Source organism: Pseudomonas sp. p50(2008) (assembly GCF_015351605.1).
Classification (GTDB): Bacteria; Pseudomonadota; Gammaproteobacteria; order Pseudomonadales; family Pseudomonadaceae; genus Aquipseudomonas.
Genome location: NZ_JACMYF010000014.1, coordinates 60,159 through 78,062, shown reverse-complemented (window position 1 = coordinate 78,062; position 17,904 = coordinate 60,159). Strand labels below are relative to the sequence as shown.

Annotated in this window: 20 protein-coding genes and 1 pseudogene; 10 read left to right on the top strand and 11 right to left on the bottom strand. The window is 58.9% G+C overall.

The genetic code is table 11. The annotated features are described in order from the left end of the window. Positions 1 to 71 precede the first annotated feature (71 nt). Entirely contained in the window at positions 72 to 389 is a 318-nt protein-coding gene (locus H7698_RS29425) for a helix-turn-helix domain-containing protein (RefSeq protein WP_162438686.1), read from the top strand. 62 nt (positions 390 to 451) lie between these two features. Here H7698_RS29425 and H7698_RS29420 read toward each other — a convergent pair whose 3' ends face one another. Then, positions 452 to 1,972 carry an amidase family protein gene (locus tag H7698_RS29420; protein ID WP_194693758.1) on the bottom strand — a complete coding sequence of 507 codons (1,521 nt, stop codon included), beginning with the start codon at positions 1,970 to 1,972 and terminating at the stop codon, positions 452 to 454. 136 nt (positions 1,973 to 2,108) lie between these two features. After that, a complete protein-coding gene (locus H7698_RS29415) occupies positions 2,109 to 3,167 on the bottom strand; it encodes an MBL fold metallo-hydrolase (RefSeq protein WP_194693757.1) in 1,059 nt (352 codons plus the stop codon). Between the two features lie 214 nt (positions 3,168 to 3,381). On the opposite strand from H7698_RS29415, the gene H7698_RS29410 reads away from it, so the two are divergent. Then, on the top strand, positions 3,382 to 3,993 hold the full coding sequence (locus H7698_RS29410) for a TetR/AcrR family transcriptional regulator (protein ID WP_194693756.1): 612 nt from the start codon (positions 3,382 to 3,384) through the stop codon (positions 3,991 to 3,993). Positions 3,994 to 4,119: 126 nt separating this feature from the next. After that, entirely contained in the window at positions 4,120 to 4,656 is a 537-nt protein-coding gene (locus tag H7698_RS29405) for a DUF1003 domain-containing protein (RefSeq protein WP_194693755.1), read from the top strand. A 223-nt stretch (positions 4,657 to 4,879) separates the two neighbouring features. On the opposite strand, the gene H7698_RS29400 is transcribed toward H7698_RS29405, so the two are convergent. Beyond that, the gene (locus H7698_RS29400) at positions 4,880 to 5,206 is read right to left on the bottom strand and encodes a DUF2025 family protein (RefSeq protein ID WP_194693754.1); all 327 of its coding nucleotides are present in this window, start codon (positions 5,204 to 5,206) and stop codon (positions 4,880 to 4,882) included. 232 nt (positions 5,207 to 5,438) lie between these two features. Between H7698_RS29400 and H7698_RS29395 the strand changes: the two genes are divergently transcribed. Further along, complete coding sequence (locus H7698_RS29395; protein ID WP_194693753.1) at positions 5,439 to 6,566, top strand: glycerophosphodiester phosphodiesterase; 1,128 nt, start codon at positions 5,439 to 5,441, stop codon at positions 6,564 to 6,566. A gap of 194 nt (positions 6,567 to 6,760) precedes the next feature. Beyond that, the gene (locus H7698_RS29390; RefSeq protein WP_194693752.1) at positions 6,761 to 7,066 is read left to right on the top strand and encodes a PepSY domain-containing protein; all 306 of its coding nucleotides are present in this window, start codon (positions 6,761 to 6,763) and stop codon (positions 7,064 to 7,066) included. Positions 7,067 to 7,145: 79 nt separating this feature from the next. Here H7698_RS29390 and H7698_RS32020 read toward each other — a convergent pair whose 3' ends face one another. Further along, positions 7,146 to 7,850: a methyl-accepting chemotaxis protein gene (locus H7698_RS32020; RefSeq protein ID WP_442966348.1), complete on the bottom strand. Its 705-nt coding sequence runs from the start codon at positions 7,848 to 7,850 to the stop codon at positions 7,146 to 7,148. Positions 7,851 to 8,078: 228 nt separating this feature from the next. Continuing rightward, positions 8,079 to 8,189: pseudogene (locus tag H7698_RS32015) on the bottom strand (hypothetical protein); the annotation flags it as partial. 489 nt (positions 8,190 to 8,678) lie between these two features. Here H7698_RS32015 and H7698_RS29380 point away from each other — a divergent pair. From H7698_RS29380 to H7698_RS29370, 3 genes are all read left to right on the top strand, one after another. Next, positions 8,679 to 9,008, top strand: a complete 330-nt coding sequence (locus H7698_RS29380) for a hypothetical protein (RefSeq protein WP_162438643.1) — start codon at positions 8,679 to 8,681, stop codon at positions 9,006 to 9,008. Positions 9,009 to 9,043: 35 nt separating this feature from the next. Then, positions 9,044 to 10,066 carry a transporter gene (locus H7698_RS29375; RefSeq protein ID WP_162438677.1) on the top strand — a complete coding sequence of 341 codons (1,023 nt, stop codon included), beginning with the start codon at positions 9,044 to 9,046 and terminating at the stop codon, positions 10,064 to 10,066. Positions 10,067 to 10,339: 273 nt separating this feature from the next. Then, positions 10,340 to 11,812: an inorganic phosphate transporter gene (locus H7698_RS29370; RefSeq protein WP_442966347.1), complete on the top strand. Its 1,473-nt coding sequence runs from the start codon at positions 10,340 to 10,342 to the stop codon at positions 11,810 to 11,812. 27 nt (positions 11,813 to 11,839) lie between these two features. Here the strand turns inward: H7698_RS29370 and H7698_RS29365 are convergent, their stop codons facing one another. Continuing rightward, positions 11,840 to 12,277, bottom strand: coding sequence for a multidrug/biocide efflux PACE transporter (locus H7698_RS29365; protein ID WP_194693749.1), 438 nt, complete (start codon positions 12,275 to 12,277; stop codon positions 11,840 to 11,842). 90 nt (positions 12,278 to 12,367) lie between these two features. Between H7698_RS29365 and H7698_RS29360 the strand changes: the two genes are divergently transcribed. After that, positions 12,368 to 13,222 (top strand): LysR family transcriptional regulator, encoded by an 855-nt coding sequence (locus H7698_RS29360; protein ID WP_194693748.1) that lies wholly within the window; start codon positions 12,368 to 12,370, stop codon positions 13,220 to 13,222. A gap of 157 nt (positions 13,223 to 13,379) precedes the next feature. Here H7698_RS29360 and H7698_RS29355 read toward each other — a convergent pair whose 3' ends face one another. Next, positions 13,380 to 14,222, bottom strand: a complete 843-nt coding sequence (locus H7698_RS29355) for a LysR family transcriptional regulator (protein WP_162438674.1) — start codon at positions 14,220 to 14,222, stop codon at positions 13,380 to 13,382. A 110-nt stretch (positions 14,223 to 14,332) separates the two neighbouring features. Between H7698_RS29355 and H7698_RS29350 the strand changes: the two genes are divergently transcribed. Then, entirely contained in the window at positions 14,333 to 15,058 is a 726-nt protein-coding gene (locus H7698_RS29350; RefSeq protein WP_194693747.1) for an SDR family oxidoreductase, read from the top strand. Positions 15,059 to 15,248: 190 nt separating this feature from the next. On the opposite strand, the gene H7698_RS29345 is transcribed toward H7698_RS29350, so the two are convergent. From H7698_RS29345 to H7698_RS29330, 4 genes are all read right to left on the bottom strand, one after another. Beyond that, a complete protein-coding gene (locus H7698_RS29345; protein WP_194693746.1) occupies positions 15,249 to 16,484 on the bottom strand; it encodes an RNA polymerase sigma factor in 1,236 nt (411 codons plus the stop codon). Beyond that, positions 16,484 to 16,975: an SRPBCC family protein gene (locus H7698_RS29340; RefSeq protein WP_162438671.1), complete on the bottom strand. Its 492-nt coding sequence runs from the start codon at positions 16,973 to 16,975 to the stop codon at positions 16,484 to 16,486. The genes H7698_RS29345 and H7698_RS29340 overlap by 1 nt, the downstream gene beginning before the upstream one ends. Before the next feature lie 26 nt (positions 16,976 to 17,001). Then, positions 17,002 to 17,346, bottom strand: coding sequence for a YciI family protein (locus H7698_RS29335; protein WP_162438670.1), 345 nt, complete (start codon positions 17,344 to 17,346; stop codon positions 17,002 to 17,004). 80 nt (positions 17,347 to 17,426) lie between these two features. Next, a complete protein-coding gene (locus H7698_RS29330) occupies positions 17,427 to 17,852 on the bottom strand; it encodes a YybH family protein (RefSeq protein ID WP_162438669.1) in 426 nt (141 codons plus the stop codon). Between the last annotated feature and the right edge of the window lie 52 nt (positions 17,853 to 17,904).

The window sequence follows — 17,904 nt, the reverse complement described above, 5'->3', positions numbered from 1 at the left end:
ATCCGGGCGCAAAACAACTGTACAAAAACACAGTACATTTAAAACCAGCACTCTCGAGCCCGGAGAACACCATGGCCTCTCACGCGATCAAAATCACCCTGGAACGCATCGCCCTTTTTCAATTCACCCCCGCCCACTGTGCCCAAGCCCGGGCAATGCTGGGTTGGAGTATCGAAGAGTTGTCCCGGGAATCCGGGGTGTCGGTAGAGGCCATTCAGCGATTCGAGAATGAGCAAACCGTGCTGGATGTCACTCGATTGGCGTTGGCTTATCGGCTGGAATCCGAAGGCCTGGCGTTCTTCCCAGGGTTTGCGCCGGGTAGAGGGATGAACGTGCGAGGGTCTACGCCCAATCCAGTTGGGCGGGCGGATTATGCGATGGTTGAGTGAAGGGACTCAGCGCTAACGCTGGATCTGCGTTAGCGCCAAAATCTGATTGAGTCAGTCAGTAACTACGGTTTGAATTGAGGCACTTGCCGAGCATGGGATGCTTGTTCATAGCCATAAGCCAATGCCAACAGCGTGGCTTCGCTCCAACGTGCTCCGAAGAAGAATACCGACGTTGGCACCCCGCTTTCTTCAATGCCGGAAGGCATCATGATGCCGGGATATCCAGCCAGGGATATGACGTTCAACCCCGGTGAACCGACGTCCATGACCACGGCATCCAGTTGATGCGTTGCCAGCAATTCATCGATGACCGCTGCGTTTTCCCGTTGAATGTTCTGCCACAACTCGTTGTAGGTAGGTTCGTCAAAAACAACGTTTTCGACCTGCTTCAAAAAGGCGTGCCCATGCCCCTCCGTGCCGGGATCGTTTTCGGTGAAGCGCACAATTTCTTCTACGCTATCGACCGCAAGACCCGTTCGGGTCGCAAGGTATTTCGGAATGTATTTTTTGAAGCTCATCGACAGGGCCTTTTCTATCCCAGGGGAATCAGGATCTTTGAACTCGACCGGAATCAACGTGGCGCCTGCGGCCTGCATGACCTCCAACGCTTCTGAAAACTGCGGATCGTCTTTCATGGCTTGACCGCTGGCGTCGAACTTGACCGGATAGCCGATCCGCCGCGCAACCAGTGAATCGGGCTGCAGCAGTGCCGTGTAATCCATCCCTTTGAGGGCGTGAGGTTGTTTGACCGGATCGGCGTCGTCACTGCCCGCCATGGCGTTCAACAGCAATGCGGCGTCCCTGACGGTTCGTGTCATCGGCCCTGGCGTGTCGAGTTTGGGCGCCAAAGGGACGATGCCACTGCGACTCAACAACCCTGTCGTGGGTTTGAGGCCTACCACGCCATTGAGGGAGGCTGGGCAGATGATCGAGCCAGAGGTTTCGGTTCCAACGGTTAACGGTGCAAAACCTGCAGCCACTGCCGCACCGGAGCCTGAGCTTGAGCCGCAGGGTGTGACACTCAGCACATGGGGATTTTTGGTCTGTCCACCGCGTCCGCTCCAGCCTGGAGGGATTTCGGGATCGCGGAAGTTAGCCCATTCGCTGAGATTGGTTTTCCCCAGGATGACCGCTCCCTCAGCCCTGAGACGTTGTACGACAAAAGCATCCTGCGCGGCGGGTTGCCCGACCATGGCCAAAGACCCGGCACTGGTTTGCATCTGGTCGGAGGTGTCGATGTTGTCCTTGAGCAGGACTGGAATGCCATGCAACGGACCACGAATGCGCCCCTGCTGTCGCTCCTGGTCCAGTGAAGCGGCGATCTCCAGCGCATCCGGGTTGAGCTCGATGATCGAATTGATTGCCGGGCCGTTTTTATCCAGCGCCTCGATACGCTGTTGCAGGTGCTGCACGATTTTCACAGCGGTTAGCTGACCACGATCCATTCTTTTGCCGAGCTCATCGACACTCAGGTATTCCAGCCTCGACTCGGGTGCAGGCGTTTGCGCATGGGCGGCGCCAGCGATTGAAAGCAGGACAATGGCGGACAGCCGCGTCATGCGGCCTTTCAAATTTACATCCATGTGAACGGTATCCTTGTGATGACTGATGGCGAGTGACAAAGCTCACTCGCTTTCCAGCCTACCGACGCAGCCAGGAATGTGTGTCATCACTGATCGCCAGATCACGTATGAATGCGCCCTTTACGCTGTAGCCGCTTTATCCAATGCTTTGCTGGTTCTGATACACCTGCTGCTCTACGTCATACCACCAGGCTGCGCCACGGGACGGGTACTTCACGTTGAATGCAGCCCCCATCTGCGGCGTAGTAATCGACACATTGCGCTCCCACGCCAACGCCAGAATGCGGTCGAACGGTTCGTACCAGGCATGCATCGACAAATCGAAAGTCCCGTTGTGAATCGGCAACAACCAGCGTCCTTTCAGGTCTATGTGCGCCTGCAGGGTCTGCTCCGGTTGCATGTGCACGTGCGGCCAGTCGACGTTGTATGCACCGGTTTCCATGAGCGTCAGGTCGAACGGGCCGTACTGTTCACCGATGCGTTTGAAGCCATCGAAATAGCCGCTGTCACCGCTGAAGAAAATCCGCGCATCACCATCGATCATCACCCACGACGCCCACAGCGTGCTGTTGCCATCGAACAGGCCCCGGCCGGAAAAGTGCTGCGAAGGTGTGGCGATGAACTCAATGCCAGCCACTTCGGTGCCCTGCCACCAATCCAATTGGCGCACCTTGCCGGCATCGACGCCCCACTTGATCAAGGTATCGCCGACACCCAGTGGCGCGAGAAAGTAGTTGGTCTTGTCCGCGAGCCTGAGCACAGCCTGATAATCCAGGTGGTCATAGTGATCGTGGGACAGGATCACCGCCTCAATGGGTGGCAATTCCTCAAGACTGATGGGGGGCTGATGAAAGCGTTTCGGCCCGGCCCACCGGACCGGCGATGCGCGTTCGGCGAAGACCGGATCGGTGATCCAGAATTTGTCTCGCAGTTTGAGCAGTACGGTGGAGTGGCCCAGGCGGTAAACGCTGTGATTGGGCGCAGCGATCAACGCGGCTTGCGTCAGGGTTTCCACCGGCACGGCAGCGGTCGGACGAGTGTTGCGTGGTTTGTGGAAAATCACGTTCCACATGATGCGCAAGGTTTTACGAAAGCCTTCGCGTTTGACCGGCGCATGGTTTCGAAAAAGCCCTTCGACCTGCCGGGAAGATTCAGGGGGTTGGGCGTTGTCCGCCGCGGAATTTGAAATGGCCATGAATGAATGACTCCAGAATGACCGCAATCAATACGGTGCTTCTCGGTGGAACGGTAAATGGCCAAGCATGCACGCATCAGCCGAAGTTTCTATTTTTGACCGCGCAGCATTAACAGAACATTACACTGCACAGTGTAGTTTCAAGGTTGCATCAAAGTGGATCACAAGTAAACTACCAAGTGTAATTCCTTTCTCTTCCTGCCGAAGCGTACTTATGACAGCTCCAAAGCGCCTGACTGACCGAAAACGTGAAGCCATCATCCTGGCGGCGATTGCCGAATTCCGTGCCAACGGTTTCGACATCACCAGCATGGACAAGATCGCTGCTACGGCGGGCGTTTCGAAGCGCACGGTGTACAACCATTTCCCGAGCAAGGAAGAATTGTTCGCCGAAATCCTCAATCAATTGTGGGCGCGGGTGACGGAGGAAAAGGAAACGTCCTACCACGCTGATCAGCCGTTACGCAGCCAAATGCGCCTGATGCTGATGGCGAAGTTGCAAACCCTCGGCGATGAAAACTTTCTCGACCTGGCACGCGTTGCCATCGCCGCGACTATTCATTCCCCCGAACGCGGGCAGAACATGGTTGCGCGCATGGGCGAGCGAGAAGAAGGCCTGACAGTGTGGATTCGCGCAGCTCAGGCAGATGGTCGGTTGAAACCGGTCGATCCGGCATTTGCTGCGCAGCAAATCCAGGGAATCCTCAAGTCCTTTGCGTTCTGGCCGCAAATTTCCATGGGGCTGCCGGGCCTTGAATCCGACATGCAAAACACAGTCGTCGACGCTGCGCTGGACATGTTCCTGGCCTGTTACGAGCTGCGATAAATGACAATGTCTGCGGCAGGGGTCAAGGTTTCGCCAACGCTAAATTAAACATCATGATGTGTTTCAGAATGAAACTGGCGCGGGCGCTATAGTGATCTTCAGTCCCACCGACCCGTAGAGGGCACCATGACCACGCCGACCGAAACCCAGCCCGCCCCCCACGTCGATCACCGGCGTTTTCTCCGCCATCACGATCACTTGGCGCCGACCTTTGGCAACGACAAGTTTGCCTTGCGCGCCGAAGCCTTTGCCCGGTTCTTCGGCACGCCGACCTTCCTGGGTGCGCAGACGCTGATCGTCGTGTTGTGGGTGTGCCTCAACGTCTTTGGCGTAGCGCACTTCGATCTGTATCCGTTCATCCTCCTGAACCTCGCGTTCAGCCTGCAATCGGCCTATGCCGCGCCGCTGATCCTGCTCGCCCAGACCCGCCAGGCAGCGCGGGACAAGGCCCAGTCGGACGCCGATGCGCAGCACCGTGAAGCGCTGGCCGTGGCCAATTCCGAACGTCAGGCACAAGCTGCGCAGAACTCCGCTCAACTGCTGGAACTGCTCGAGCAAAACACCCGACTGACCGAAATGACCAAATCGCTGACCGAGCGCATCGAAAACCTCACTTCGGAAATGCACCAGCACTTTGTGCTCAAGAATCAGCCCAAGGCCTGATGCGTCTCGGCAACTTCAGCGCTTGCCCGAGCTCATATGAGGGGATGCAGGGTTGAGCGGGCGTATGCGTTCAAGCTGTGAATGATGCGGTGTCTGAACGGGCCTCATCGCTGGCAAGCCAGCTCCCACAGGGATTGGTGTCGAACACAACACCGGTGAACAACGCAAAAACCCTGTGGGAGCTGGCTTGCCAGCGATGAGGCCCGCACAAACACCTCAAATCTCAGCCCTGAACAAGGCTCCGAACGGCCGCAATCTCCGGCACATCCTGCCGATTCATGTACACCAGCAACGGTTCGGTAATGTTGATCCGGTCATCAATATTCTGGTCCAGCAGCAACTGAATCAACTCGCGTTTAAGTGTCATGCCCTGCTCCGAATCAGCCGCCCAGACGAATTCACTGGTGGGAATAATGCCGTCGTCCGCCACGTCCATCCCGAAGGAGTCTTCGCTGAAACGCAAGATGTAATGACCGGTTTTGCGATTGAGGCCGACAAAGCCTTTGAGTTGGTCGGCGGCCTGGCAGATGAGCTGGGAAGTGATGCGCATGATAAACCTCACAAAAGGTCGAAAAGGACCGGTGATCGATGGTTTACACGCAGGACAAGCAAACGGATTTCCCTCTGCCGGGGAAACGCCAGGGGCAAGAGTACTGCAAAGAACCGCACAAACGTGCTGAAAATATCTGCTTTAAACAGGTTTATGTCGGTCTGGCGATAGCGCTCAAAGTCCTCAGTTGTTAAAAGGGACGTCTTTGAATCTCTGCGAAAGGACCTCGACCATGCCAGTCACCTTCACCCAAAGCGCCCTGCTGCTGAGTGTACTGCTCGGCCTCGGCCAGGCTCAGGCTGCCAGCGAGCCAAGCCCCACGGCGCTGGCGACCCGTATGGGCATCCCGCACCCGGCGGTGATCGCGCACCGCGGCGCCTCCTTTGATGCCCCGGAATCCACCGCGGCGGCCTACAAACTGGCCCGCGACCTGGGAGCCGATTACCTGGAAATGGACCTGCAGCGCAGCAAGGATGGCGTGCTGTTCGCCCTGCACGATGACAACCTGCAACGCACCACTGACGTCGCCACCAAATTCCCTGAGCGCAAGGACAGCCCGGCCAATGCGTTCACCCTCGCCGAACTGAAAACCCTCGACGCCGGCAGCTGGTTCAACACCGCCTACCCGGACCGCGCGCGCCCATCCTTCGTCGGCCTGAAAATCCTGACACTCGACGAAATCATCGACATCGCCCAAGGCAACCCGCTGCATAAGCCCGGGCTGTACATCGAAACCAAAGAGCCGAAACAGTTTCCCGGCCTCGAACGCGACCTCAAGGAAAAACTTCAGGATCGCGGCTGGTTGAGCCCTGCCGGTTCGAAACTCGCAAAAAGCGAACTGGCGGTCGGCCAGGGCAAAGGCAAAGTTGTGCTGCAAACCTTCGAGAAGAGCAGCCTCGAACTGCTCGAAAAGGAAATGCCGCAAGTGCCGAAGATCCTGCTGCTGTGGGTCGGCCCAGGCAGTATCGAGCCTAAATCCAGCGTGACGTTCGCGCAGTCCGGCGACAAGGACAAAGCCACTTACTACGCCAAACAGGAACCGAAGAGCAAAGCCGAATTTCAGCAATGGATCGAGTACGCCAAAGCCCAGGGCGCCATAGGCACCGGGCCTTCTGTGGCGCTGACCAAGGGCGGTGATCAGAGCTATTCCGATCTGGTGCAACCTTGGATGAATCAGTACACCCACGACCAAGGTCTGCTGGTGCATGCCTATACGGTCGACGATGCTGTGGATTATCAGAAGGTCATGGACGCCGGTGTGGACGGCATCTTCACCAACCGCGCCAGCGAACTATTGAAGTTCTACAAACGCCCGGCGGCGGCAAGTGTTGCTCAGTTGCTGCGCAACAACGGGTATTGATTGAAGACCGAGTCGACCCTATTCGCGAGCAAGCTTTGCTCCCACCGATCTTGCTACCCCCGGATTGGAGCATGACCTGTAGGAGCAAGGCTTGCCCGCGATGCTTTTTTGCCGGCTCAATAGAATTAAGCCTGAATTAAGTTGCCACAGTTAATCTGATCCCACTTAAACAGCTCATCCAAGGAAAGAACCTCATGAAAACTTTGACTGCTTTGTTCACAGCGGCTGCCCTGACCCTCACCGCTGGCCTGGCCCAGGCCGATGTGCCGGTCGATCAGATTCCGCAACTGGTTAAAGACGGCAAAATCAAGCCGCTGGAAGAACTGAACAAGGTCGTAATGAAGTTGCACCCAGGTGCCACGATTACCGACAGCGACCTGGACAACCACTTCAACGGTTATGAATACGAAGTCGAACTCCGTGACGCCCAAGGCGTTGAATGGGATGTGGATTTGAATGCCGCCACCGGCGAAGTTCTGAAGAACAAGAAAGACGACTGATTAAACACCTAAAAAAAAGCCGCACGATCCTCGGATCGTGCGGCTTTTTTTGCATCCGCGATTTGATCAGGTGGCGCTACTAAGCGCTCAGGCGCGCCGTCACTTCATTCAGCTGGCCCGACAACCCGTGCAGGTTGTGGCTGGCCGCCTCAGTGCGCTGCACGTTATCCAAGTTGGTGCTGGCGATGCTGGTAATTTCCGTGAGGTTGCGCGAAATGTCTTCGGCCACTGACGTCTGCTCTTCGGCAGCCGTGGCGATCTGACGATTCATGTCGCGAATCGCTTCCACCGCGTGGGTGATGCGTTCGAGCATCGCCCCCGCCTGGGTCACCTGCTCGACGCTTTCTTCACTGCTCGACTGACCGCTTTCAATCGCCTGGGCTGCGTCCACTGCACCGGTTTGCACGGTCTGGATGATCTGGTTGATCTCGATGATCGACGCCGCCGTGCGCTGGGCCAGGCTACGAACTTCATCAGCCACCACGGCAAACCCGCGCCCGGCTTCACCGGCACGGGCCGCTTCGATGGCCGCGTTAAGCGCCAGCAAGTTGGTCTGTTCGGCGATACCGCGAATCACTTCCAGCACCTTGCCGATACGTCCACTGTCGGTTTCCAGCTGACGGATCACCGTGGCGGTGCTGGCGATTTCGCCGCGCATCCGGGTGATGGTATGAATGGTGCCCTGCATGACTTTTTCGCCCTGCTGCGCCGACTGGTCGGCATCATCGGCGGCGCGCGCCGCATCGGCCGCATGACGGGCGACTTCCTGCGCGGTGGCGGACATTTCGTTCATGGCCGTGGCCACCTGATCGGTGCGGTTGAACTGCTCGTTGGTGCCGCTGGCCATGAGGCTGGCGATGGACTTCAGCTCGCCGCTCGCGCTGTCCAGATCCGAGGCGCTGCGCTGCAAGCGAGTGAACGTGTCAGCGAGGAAATCGCGCAGCAAGTTGGCCGCGACGGCCAGCTTGCCCAACTCATCCTGACGGGTATTGGCCACACGCTCGGCAAAGCGCCCCTGGCTGAGTTGCGCCACGTACTCGATCAGTTTGCGGATCGGTTCGACCAGGTTGCGATTGACCAGCCACAGGCTCAACAGACCAATCAACAGACCCGACGCCAACATCACCACGATCCCCAGCAACACTGTGCGATCGGCACTGGCGCTGATCACCGTCGACTGCTCGACGCCCTGTTTGCGCAACTCGCCGACCAGTTCGCTCATCTGCTCGCTGGCCGCACGGTCGACACCTTTGACAGCTGCGTCGCCGGCCGCGGGAGCAGCACCCGCGGCCACATAGGCATCGCGCCCCTTCTGATACGCCGCGCCCAACAGGCGATGCTCATCACGCAGGCGTTCGATGCGTGTCTTGAGTGGTGGCTCGATACCTTTCTGCCCGGCCAGTTCACCGAGAATCTTTTGAACATCGCGCTGACGGTCTTCGAACTGCTTCCAGTACTTGTCCAGATCGGCCGGTTGTTTGCCGCGCAGCAGGACGTTTTTCCATTCCTGAACCTGCACCTTGAATTGCAGGTTGGCTTCATCGATCAACTGCGAGGTGTGCAAAGGTCCTTCGATCAGGTTTGCATAGCTCTGCACGCCACTGGACAGAAAGTGGAAGCAGGCCAGGGCGATCAGCAACATCGCCAGCAAGCTCCCGCTCAACAAGGCAAGGATTTGTGCTCTCAGGGATTTTTGCAAAAACATCGAGGGGAATCTCATGACAGGGATAAGACACGCCCGGCAGGCGTGCAAGATGTCCGGACCTCCCTGTCGGCGACGCTGGTCCACGACCACATCGCGATATTCAGCATCACCGTCATCGGCGTGCCAGAGCCTTTCTTTAATCCTTTCGGCCGTTGGCAGTCACAAACATCAGCGACATCGAACGGTCACAAAACGGTCAAACCTCCTTGCGATGATGCGGCTCCAGTGAACCTGTAAAACCCGCAACAACCGCCTTCGCGCAGCGAGACCTCATGAACCACAGCATCGACCAAAGCCACCGTGATCCGGACCTGTTCGGCCTGCTCTATGGGTTCAGTTTTCGTCCCGGTGAGCGTGGCCGGGAGATCGACTCAGCCATGGCGTTGCAGTGCCTGGAGCAACCGGAAAACAACGACGACTTTCTCTGGCTGCACCTGAACCTCGCGCACGCTGCCTGTGAGCGCTGGATGAAAAGTCACCTGGGTTTACCCGACGAGTTTTTCGAAGCGCTGCATGAAGGCTCCCGTTCGACGCGCATCGAACATGTCGATTCCGCCTTGCTGGCGGTGGTCAACGATGTGGTGTTCAACCTCAGCAGCATGGTGTCTTCGGACGTGTCGACGCTGTGGGTGTGCGCACGCAGCCGGCTGATCATCAGCGCGCGCCTGCAACCCTTGCACTCGGTGGACAAGCTGCGTACGTCGGTGAAGGCCGGCGAACGTTTTCGCTCCCCGCTGGAATTGCTGGTGCACTTGCTGCGCGACCAGGGTGAAGTCCTGACGCAAATCGTGCGCAGGACCAGCCAGAGCGTCGACCAGATCGAAGACGAGTTGCTCTCCTCACGGCTGTCCACCAACCGCGCCGAGCTGGGCGCCAACCGGCGGGTGCTGGTTCGTTTGCAACGCCTGCTGGCGCTGGAGCCAGGCTCGTTATTGCGCTTGCTCAATCGCCCGCCGCAATGGCTGCAGAAGGAAGACGTGAAGGAGCTGCGCAAGTCCACCGAGGAGTTCGCACTGATCATCAACGACCTCACGGCCCTGGGCGAACGGATCAAGTTGTTGCAGGAAGAAATCGCCGCCAACCTCAACGAACAAAGCAACCGCACGCTGTTCACGCTGACCGTGGTGACGGTGCTGGCGCTGCCGATCAACATCATCGCCGGCTTCTTCGGCATGAACGTCGGCGGTGTGCCGCTATCGGGGGATCCGGAAGGGTTCTGGATTCTGGTGGCACTGGTGGCCACGTTCACCGTCATTGCGGGGCGCTGGGCGTTCCGCAAGCGCCAGGATTATTAAGATTAAAAGATCGTTGCCTTCAGATCAGCGGCCCCCACAAACACCCCAAACCCTGATCTGAAGCAGCCCCTCAGTAACATTTAGCAACGATCATGGGCGGCATTCCTTCCCTCCTCAGGATTGTCCGTCATGGCTACGCCTTCCTACTGTCCCGATGCGCAGGCTCCCGCCAGTAGCGCCACGCCGCAGTTCGATAAAAAACCCGGCCTGTTCACCCTGGTGATTTTTTTCGGTGTGTTGGCAGGGGGGCTTTTGTTCACGGCCTATAGCCTGATGCATGACGTGCATGAACTCGGCACCGTGGTCACCACCTGGACGCCCTTCGTGCTGCTCGGTGTTGCCCTGCTGATCGCCCTCGGTTTTGAGTTCGTCAACGGTTTCCACGACACCGCCAACGCCGTGGCCACGGTGATCTACACCAATTCGTTACCGCCGAATTTCGCAGTGGCCTGGTCCGGCTTCTTCAACTTTCTCGGCGTACTGCTTTCCAGCGGTGCGGTAGCGTTCGGCATCATTGCCCTGCTGCCGGTGGAATTGATTCTGCAAGTCGGTTCGTCCGCCGGCTTCGCGATGATCTTCGCCCTGCTGATCGCCGCGATCCTGTGGAACCTCGGTACCTGGTGGTTGGGTTTGCCGGCGTCGTCTTCACACACTCTGATCGGCTCGATCATCGGCGTCGGCGTGGCCAATGCCCTCATGCACGGCCGCGATGGCACCAGCGGCGTGGACTGGGCGCAGGCGACCAAGATCGGTTACGCGCTGCTGCTTTCGCCCCTGGTCGGTTTTGGTTTCGCCGCGTTGCTGCTGCTGGCATTGCGCGCTTTCGTCAAGAATCGTTCGCTGTACAGCGCTCCGGAAGGCAACACGCCGCCACCGTGGTGGATTCGCGGCCTGTTGATTCTGACCTGCACTGGCGTGTCATTCGCCCACGGTTCCAATGACGGCCAGAAAGGCATGGGCCTGATCATGCTGATTCTGGTGGGCACGCTACCGATGGCGTATGCGCTGAACCGGACCATGCCGGCCGATCAGGCCTTGCAGTTTGCTGCTGTGGCGCAAGTGACCCAACAAGCGCTGGAGCGCAGTGCGCCTCAACCGGCACCTGCCGATCCAAGAGCGATCCTGTCTGACTATGTGCGCAGCAAGGACGTGGCGCCGCAACTGATCCCCGCCCTCGCCGCCCTGACAGGCCACATCGGTAATGAAGTGAAAGGTTATGGCTCGCTGTCGAAAGTCCCTGCCGAAGCCATGGGCAACGTGCGTAACGACATGTACCTGACCAGCGAAACCATTCGCCTGATGGAAAAGAACAAGGTCGGCAATTTCGACGCCGACACCGTCGACAAGCTGCAACTGTTCAAGCAACAAATCGACAACGCCACGCGGTTTATTCCGTTGTGGGTGAAAATCGCCGTGGCCATCGCGCTGGGGTTGGGCACCATGGTCGGCTGGAAGCGCATCGTGGTGACCGTCGGCGAGAAGATCGGCAAGACCCATTTGACCTATGCACAGGGCGCCTCGGCGGAAACCGTGGCGATGCTGACAATTGGTGCCGCCGACATGTTTGGCCTGCCCGTGTCGACCACCCATGTGCTGTCATCGGGCGTCGCCGGGACAATGGTCGCCAACGGTGGCGGCTTGCAAATGAAGACTATCCGCAACTTGCTGATGGCCTGGGTACTGACATTGCCAGCGGCGATTCTACTGTCGGGCAGTTTGTATTGGTTGTTCACGCAGTTGTTCTGATCACCGCCGCTCCCACAGGTTTGGGGGTTATGCCTCACAGACCCGGCGCATCACCACCCGCTCACGCACCACGTCATACACCCAGTGGTAAACATAGGTGTACGGCAGGAAAAACAGCAGCACACCGATGTCCAGCACAAACGCCTGCCACAGGCTGACGTTCAGCCACCAGGCAATCAACGGCACGCCCAGCGCCACCAGCCCGCCTTCGAACAGCAGCGCATGCACCACGCGAACCCAGGCGTTATGCACAATGTTCAGGCGTTCCAGCAGCCGATCGAACAGGCCGTTGAAGATCACGTTCCAGGCCAGCGCCAGCGCTGCGATGATGACGGTGACGACGCCCATTTCCAGCATCGGTTTGTCCATGATCCACGCCAGCAGCGGGGTACAGATCAGGATGGCCAATGTTTCGAAGCCGACGGCCTGCAGGAAACGTTCAGTGATGGATTTGCTAGTGCTCATGACCAGACTCCTCTGAGTGACTGTGGTTGCCATGATCCGGCACTGCCCCGATACTTCATAATCAATAACCATCGATCAAGGCGATAGTTCATGGCCTCGCACGAAGTGTTGCTGGCGTTCGTCCAGGCAGCCACCCAAGGTTCGTTTTCCGCTGCGGCACGCAAGCTGGGTCGCAGTCAGTCGACCATCAGCGCCGCCGTGGCCAGCCTGGAAATCGATCTTAATCTGATCCTGTTTGACCGCAGCAGCCGCAAGCCCACGCTGACGCCGGCGGGGCACGTCATGCTGCAACGGGCCGAGGACATCCTGGCCGCCACCAGCCGGCTGGAAATGTCCGCCAGCCAACTGTCCCAGGGAGTCGAAGCCAAGCTCACCGTGGCGATTTCCGACACGTACCAGTCCGACCGGTTCGAGGCGGCCCTGAGTGCGTTCGAGCAACGCTATCCCGACCTGGAACTCGAATGCCTGATTGCCGAATGCGACGACCTGGTGGCGCTGGTGCAGCGAGGTCGGGCGCATGTCGCGTTTGCCGAGATGCAGGAAAGTTATCCGCCGGACCTGGTCAGTTCGACCGTCGAAGAGCGCACGGAAATTGCGCTGTTCGTCTCCCGTGCGCACCCGTTGGCGACGCTGAGCGATATTGATCAGGAGGTGTTGCAGCAACACCGCGAGCTGCGGCTGGCGACGATCGTCAATCCGTATGAAAGCCGTGCAAAAGGCCGCGTCTGGTCGGCGCCAAGTTACCTGATGCTGCTGGAAATGGCTCAGGGCGGGTTTGGCTGGGCGCCTTTGCCCCGCTGGCTGGTGGGTCGTTTTGACGCCGGGGCGTTAGTGGAGCTGAAGGTGCGCGGCTGGCCGAAATCGGTGTTTGTCGATGCGCTGTGGTCACGCCTGCATCCGCCAGGGCCGGCGGGGAGTTGGTTGCTGGGCAAGATGCTGGAGTAAACACAGACCTATCTGTAGCAGCTGCCGAAGGCTGCGTTCGGCTGCGAAGCAGTCGTAATTTCTGACCACACGCTATAACTGGAACACCTCATCGCCTGATTTCACGACTGCTTCGCAGCCGAACGCAGCCTTCGGCAGCTGCTACAGGGGTGACGTTTCACGCAGCGTCGATATCTATCGGCCGATTGCTCTGAAAATACTCATGCAACCCTCGCATCATCGGCAACTCCAACGCCTGCGCCGCGTAACACAAACCCACTCGCCGGGTCGGTGCCGGCAGGTGCAATGCGCGGGTCACCACCCGGTCATTCCCGCTCACCAATGACTGCGGCAACATCGCCACACCAACCCCCGCCGCGACCATGTGCAGTGCCTGTTTCAACGAACCGGCATGCCCGGCCACCGCTTCCGGCGAACGCCCGTACAACGCCATCAAACGCTGATGGGAAGGATGCTGCGCACAGGTGATCCAGTCATCGATCGGCGTCCAGTGCTGGCCCGCCTCCCCCTTGGCCATCGGATGCCCGACCGGCAATGCCATCACGTAGGACTCCTCCCACAACGGCAGGAACAATTCGTCCTCGCAACACATCTCCTCCACCGCCAAGCGACCGTCGCCATGGCAACCCTCTTCCAGCGTGAGCAGCAAATGGGGTAACGCCTGATGGGCCATGCGCACGAAGGCTTCGATCTGGCTGTCGGCAATATCCCCTTCAATCCCCAGCACCAATGGTGACCGGTTTTCTCGACCACGAAACAGCCGGCTCAATGCCTCGGCCTCCGCCACCATTCGCCGGGCTTGCGGGTACAGCACCCGTGCCTCATCGCTGACCTCCACACCTCGTGGCTGACGGAGGAACAACGTCGCGCCCATGTCTTCTTCGAGCTGTTTGATGGTGACTGACAGCGTTGGTTGGCTGAGGAACAATCGTTGCGCCGCCGAGGTGATATTGCGTTCCTCGAATACGGCGATGAAGGCTTTAAGGTGACGAATATCCATAGGAAATTCCGATAGCAGAAAGAGGAATAAGGCATTTTTCAGCCAGCAAGGCGATAAATATACTGCGCCTCACGTTTAGTTATTTGTTTTTCCAATTCCAGGAGTCAAGCATGAGCAAGCCATTGATCATCATCACCGGGGCCAGTTCCGGCATTGGCGAAGCGGCTGCACGCCTGTTGAGCGCGGCCGGTCATCCCCTGTTGCTGCTGGCCCGTCGGGTTGAGCGTCTGGAGGCGCTAGAACTGCCGAACACCCTCAGCCGCCGGGTCGACATCACCGACCGCGTAACCCTGCTCGCGGCAGTGGCCGAGGCTGAAGCGCAGTTCGGCCCCGCGGATCTGTTGATCAACAACGCCGGTGTCATGCTGCTGGGCGAGATGACTCAACAGGATCCGGCGCAGTGGGATCAGATGCTCGACGTCAACGTGAAGGGTTTGCTCAATGGTGTGCATGCGGTGGTCGCGGGCATGGTTGAGCGTAAACACGGCACGATCATCAACATCAGTTCCGTGGCCGGTCGCAAGACGTTCCCGAACCACGTTGCCTACGTCGGGACCAAATTCGCGGTGCACGGTCTGTCCGAGAACCTGCGTGAAGAGCTGTCGCCGCACAATGTGCGAGTGATCACTATTGCGCCGGGGGCGGTGGAAACCGAGTTACTCAGTCACACCACCGATGACGCGATCAAGACCGGTTACCAGGCCTGGAAACAGGACATGGGTGGCACGGTGTTAAGCGCAGAGGATGTGGCGGCGGCGATCAGCTATGCCTATCAGCAGCCGCAGAATGTGTGCATTCGGGAGATTGTGTTGGCGGCAACACGTCAGCAGGCCTGAGATTTTTGGCCAGGTTTTAAGGACCCCATCGCGGGCAAGCCCGGCTCCCACAGGGTTAACTGTTATTTTGTGGAGGGTTTGAGGACCCCATCGCGGGCAAGCCCGGCTCCCACATTTGACCAAGTTGTCCTGGCCGACACGGTCAACTGTGGGAGCCGGGCTTGCCCGCGATGGCGGCCTTGAGGTCGCCTCACTTTAATGCCCGCAAGCGCCCCTCGAGAAACCGCCGTTCCGGCAGTTGCTGCGTCAACTCCAGCGCACGCCGATACGCCCCCCGCGCCTCCTCCGCCCTGCCCAGCTGCCGGTAAAACTCCGCCCGCGCTGAATGCGCCAGGTAATAGTCCAGCAGCTCACCGCGCTGCAGAATCCCGTCAACCAACGCCAACGCCGCCAACGGCCCATCCCGTTTGGAAATCGCTGCCGCCCGGTTTAGCTCGATCACCGGTGAAGGCACAGCGGCCAGCAACACGTCATACAAACCCACAATCTGCAGCCAGTCCGTTTCCTGTGCGCTCAGCGCCTCTGCATGCACTGCCGCAATCGCTGCTTGCAAGCAATACGGCCCGAACCGCCCCGTCGACAGCGCCCGCTCGATCAGTGCGCAACCCTCTTCGATCAGCTCGGTATTCCACAGCGAGCGGTCCTGTTCATCCAGCACAATCAGCTCACCGTCTGCCGATGTCCTGGCAGGACGCCGGGACTCGTGCAACAGCATCAACGCCAACAGCCCCATCACTTCCGGCTCAGGCAGCAGTTCCATCAACAAACGACCCAGGCGAATGGCTTCGCGGGTCAGTTCTTCACGGGTCAATTCGGCGCCGATGGACGCCGAGTAACCTTCGTTGAACACCAGGTAGATCACCCGCAACACACTGTCCAGACGTTCGGGCAATTCCGCCAGGGTCGGCACTTGATAGGGGATTTTTGCGTCTCGAATCTTGGCTTTGGCCCGAACGATGCGTTGCGCAATGGTGGTAGGCGTGGCGAGAAACGCTCGGGCGATTTCTTCCGTGGTCAGGTCGCACACTTCCCGCAGCGTCAATGGCACTTGCGAATCCGCCGCGAGTGCCGGGTGACAACAGGTGAAGATCAGGCGCAAGCGGTCGTCTTCCACGTCCTCATCACTCCAGTCCGCCTGCTCCAGCGCCTCCAGTTGCGCGATCAGCAGGGGTCGCGACGCATTGAATCGCGCACGCCGGCGCAACACGTCAATGGCCTTGAAGCGCCCGGTGGACACCAGCCACGTGCGTGGATTATCGGGCACGCCGTCTCGTTGCCAGCGTTCGACCGCGACGAAAAAAGCCTCGTGAAGCGCCTCCTCCGCGAGATCGAAATCACCGAGCAAGCGAATCAGTGTCGCCAGAATTCGCCGCGACTCGTCGCGATAAACCTGCTCGACCCGAGCGCTGACCGACACGCCCGGCATCAGTCCGGCATGCCTTCAGTGACCAACGTCACCAACCTGTCCAGGCTCTGCCCCCAACCGTCCTCGAACCCCATGGCTTCGTGGGCCTGACGATCCTCTTCGGACCAATGCATGGCGCGCGCGGAATAAAGCGTCTTGCCGTCGCGCTCTTCAAGCGTCACCTCTGCCGACATGAATGGTTTGCCCGAGGGGATCCAGCCAGGAATGAAGGCATCGGTGAACACCAGACGCTCGGGGGCGACGATTTCCAGAAATACGCCCAGGGTCGGATACTCCGAACCGTCGGGGGCGCGCATCAGGGTGCGGAATTGGCCACCGACCCACAGGTCCATTTCGCACTCGGGCGTGGTCATGCCGTGCGGCCCCCACCACTGGGCGAGCAAGGCCGGCTCGGTCCAGGCGCGGAAGACTTTGCGCCGTGGCGCGTCGATCAGGCGACTGATGGATAACTCGAACGGTGCAGGCTGTCGTTGAAGGAGTGTCGGACTCATGCAGGATCTCCTGTTGTCTTTGTTATTCAGGGATTCAACTGGCGAACGGGGCGCACCTCGACACAGCCCACCCGTGCCGCCGGAATATTTCCGGCGACCTGAAGGGCTTCGTTAAGGTCCTTGGCATCGATCAGGTAGAAGCCAGCCAACTGCTCCTTGGTTTCGGCAAAGGGGCCGTCGGTAATCGACAGTTTGCCGTTGCGCATGCGCACGGTGGTCGCGGTCTGCACTGATTCCAGCGCCTCGGCGGCGATCATTCGCCCGCTGCCCTGGATGGACTCGGCATAGGCCATGCATTCGGCATCTTTAGGGCTCTCGGGCAGCGAATGCAGTTCGCGCTCACTGCTGTAGACCAGGCACAAATACTTCATGGGATTCTCCCGGATCGAACGGATCAACTATGGCTGCAGTTTGGCGTTTGGGTGTTTTTTCCCGACGACCAGCCAGACGATCAAGGTTGCAAGTCGAACAACGTGGCACCGCTTTCCATGTCGAACGGGGCAGAAAAGTGTTCGTGGACGATGCGCCATTGGCCCGCGTCGCGACGATAGCCGGCTGTACCGCGCATCCAGCAGGCCTGGGTTTCACCCTTGTCATTGGTACCACCGCAATGGGCCAGCCAATGGGCGAAAGCGATCTGTTCGCCGGTCACAATGTTGATTTGGTGAAACTCGAAAATGTGCGGGCCGGGGCACATTTCCATGCACGCCTGCCAATGCGCGCGGTAAGCGGCCTTGCCCTTGAATTGCAGGGCTTTGACCGCATCGAACGAAACGATGTCATCGGCATACAGTGCCATGACTTTATCAATATCCTTGGCGATGACGGCCTGTTGATAGGTATCGATCAGGCTCTGGATTTCGGCGTGTGCGCTCATGAGGGTTCTCCGTGTGTATTGTTGTGAAGACACCCTTAGTCGTCTGGACCGA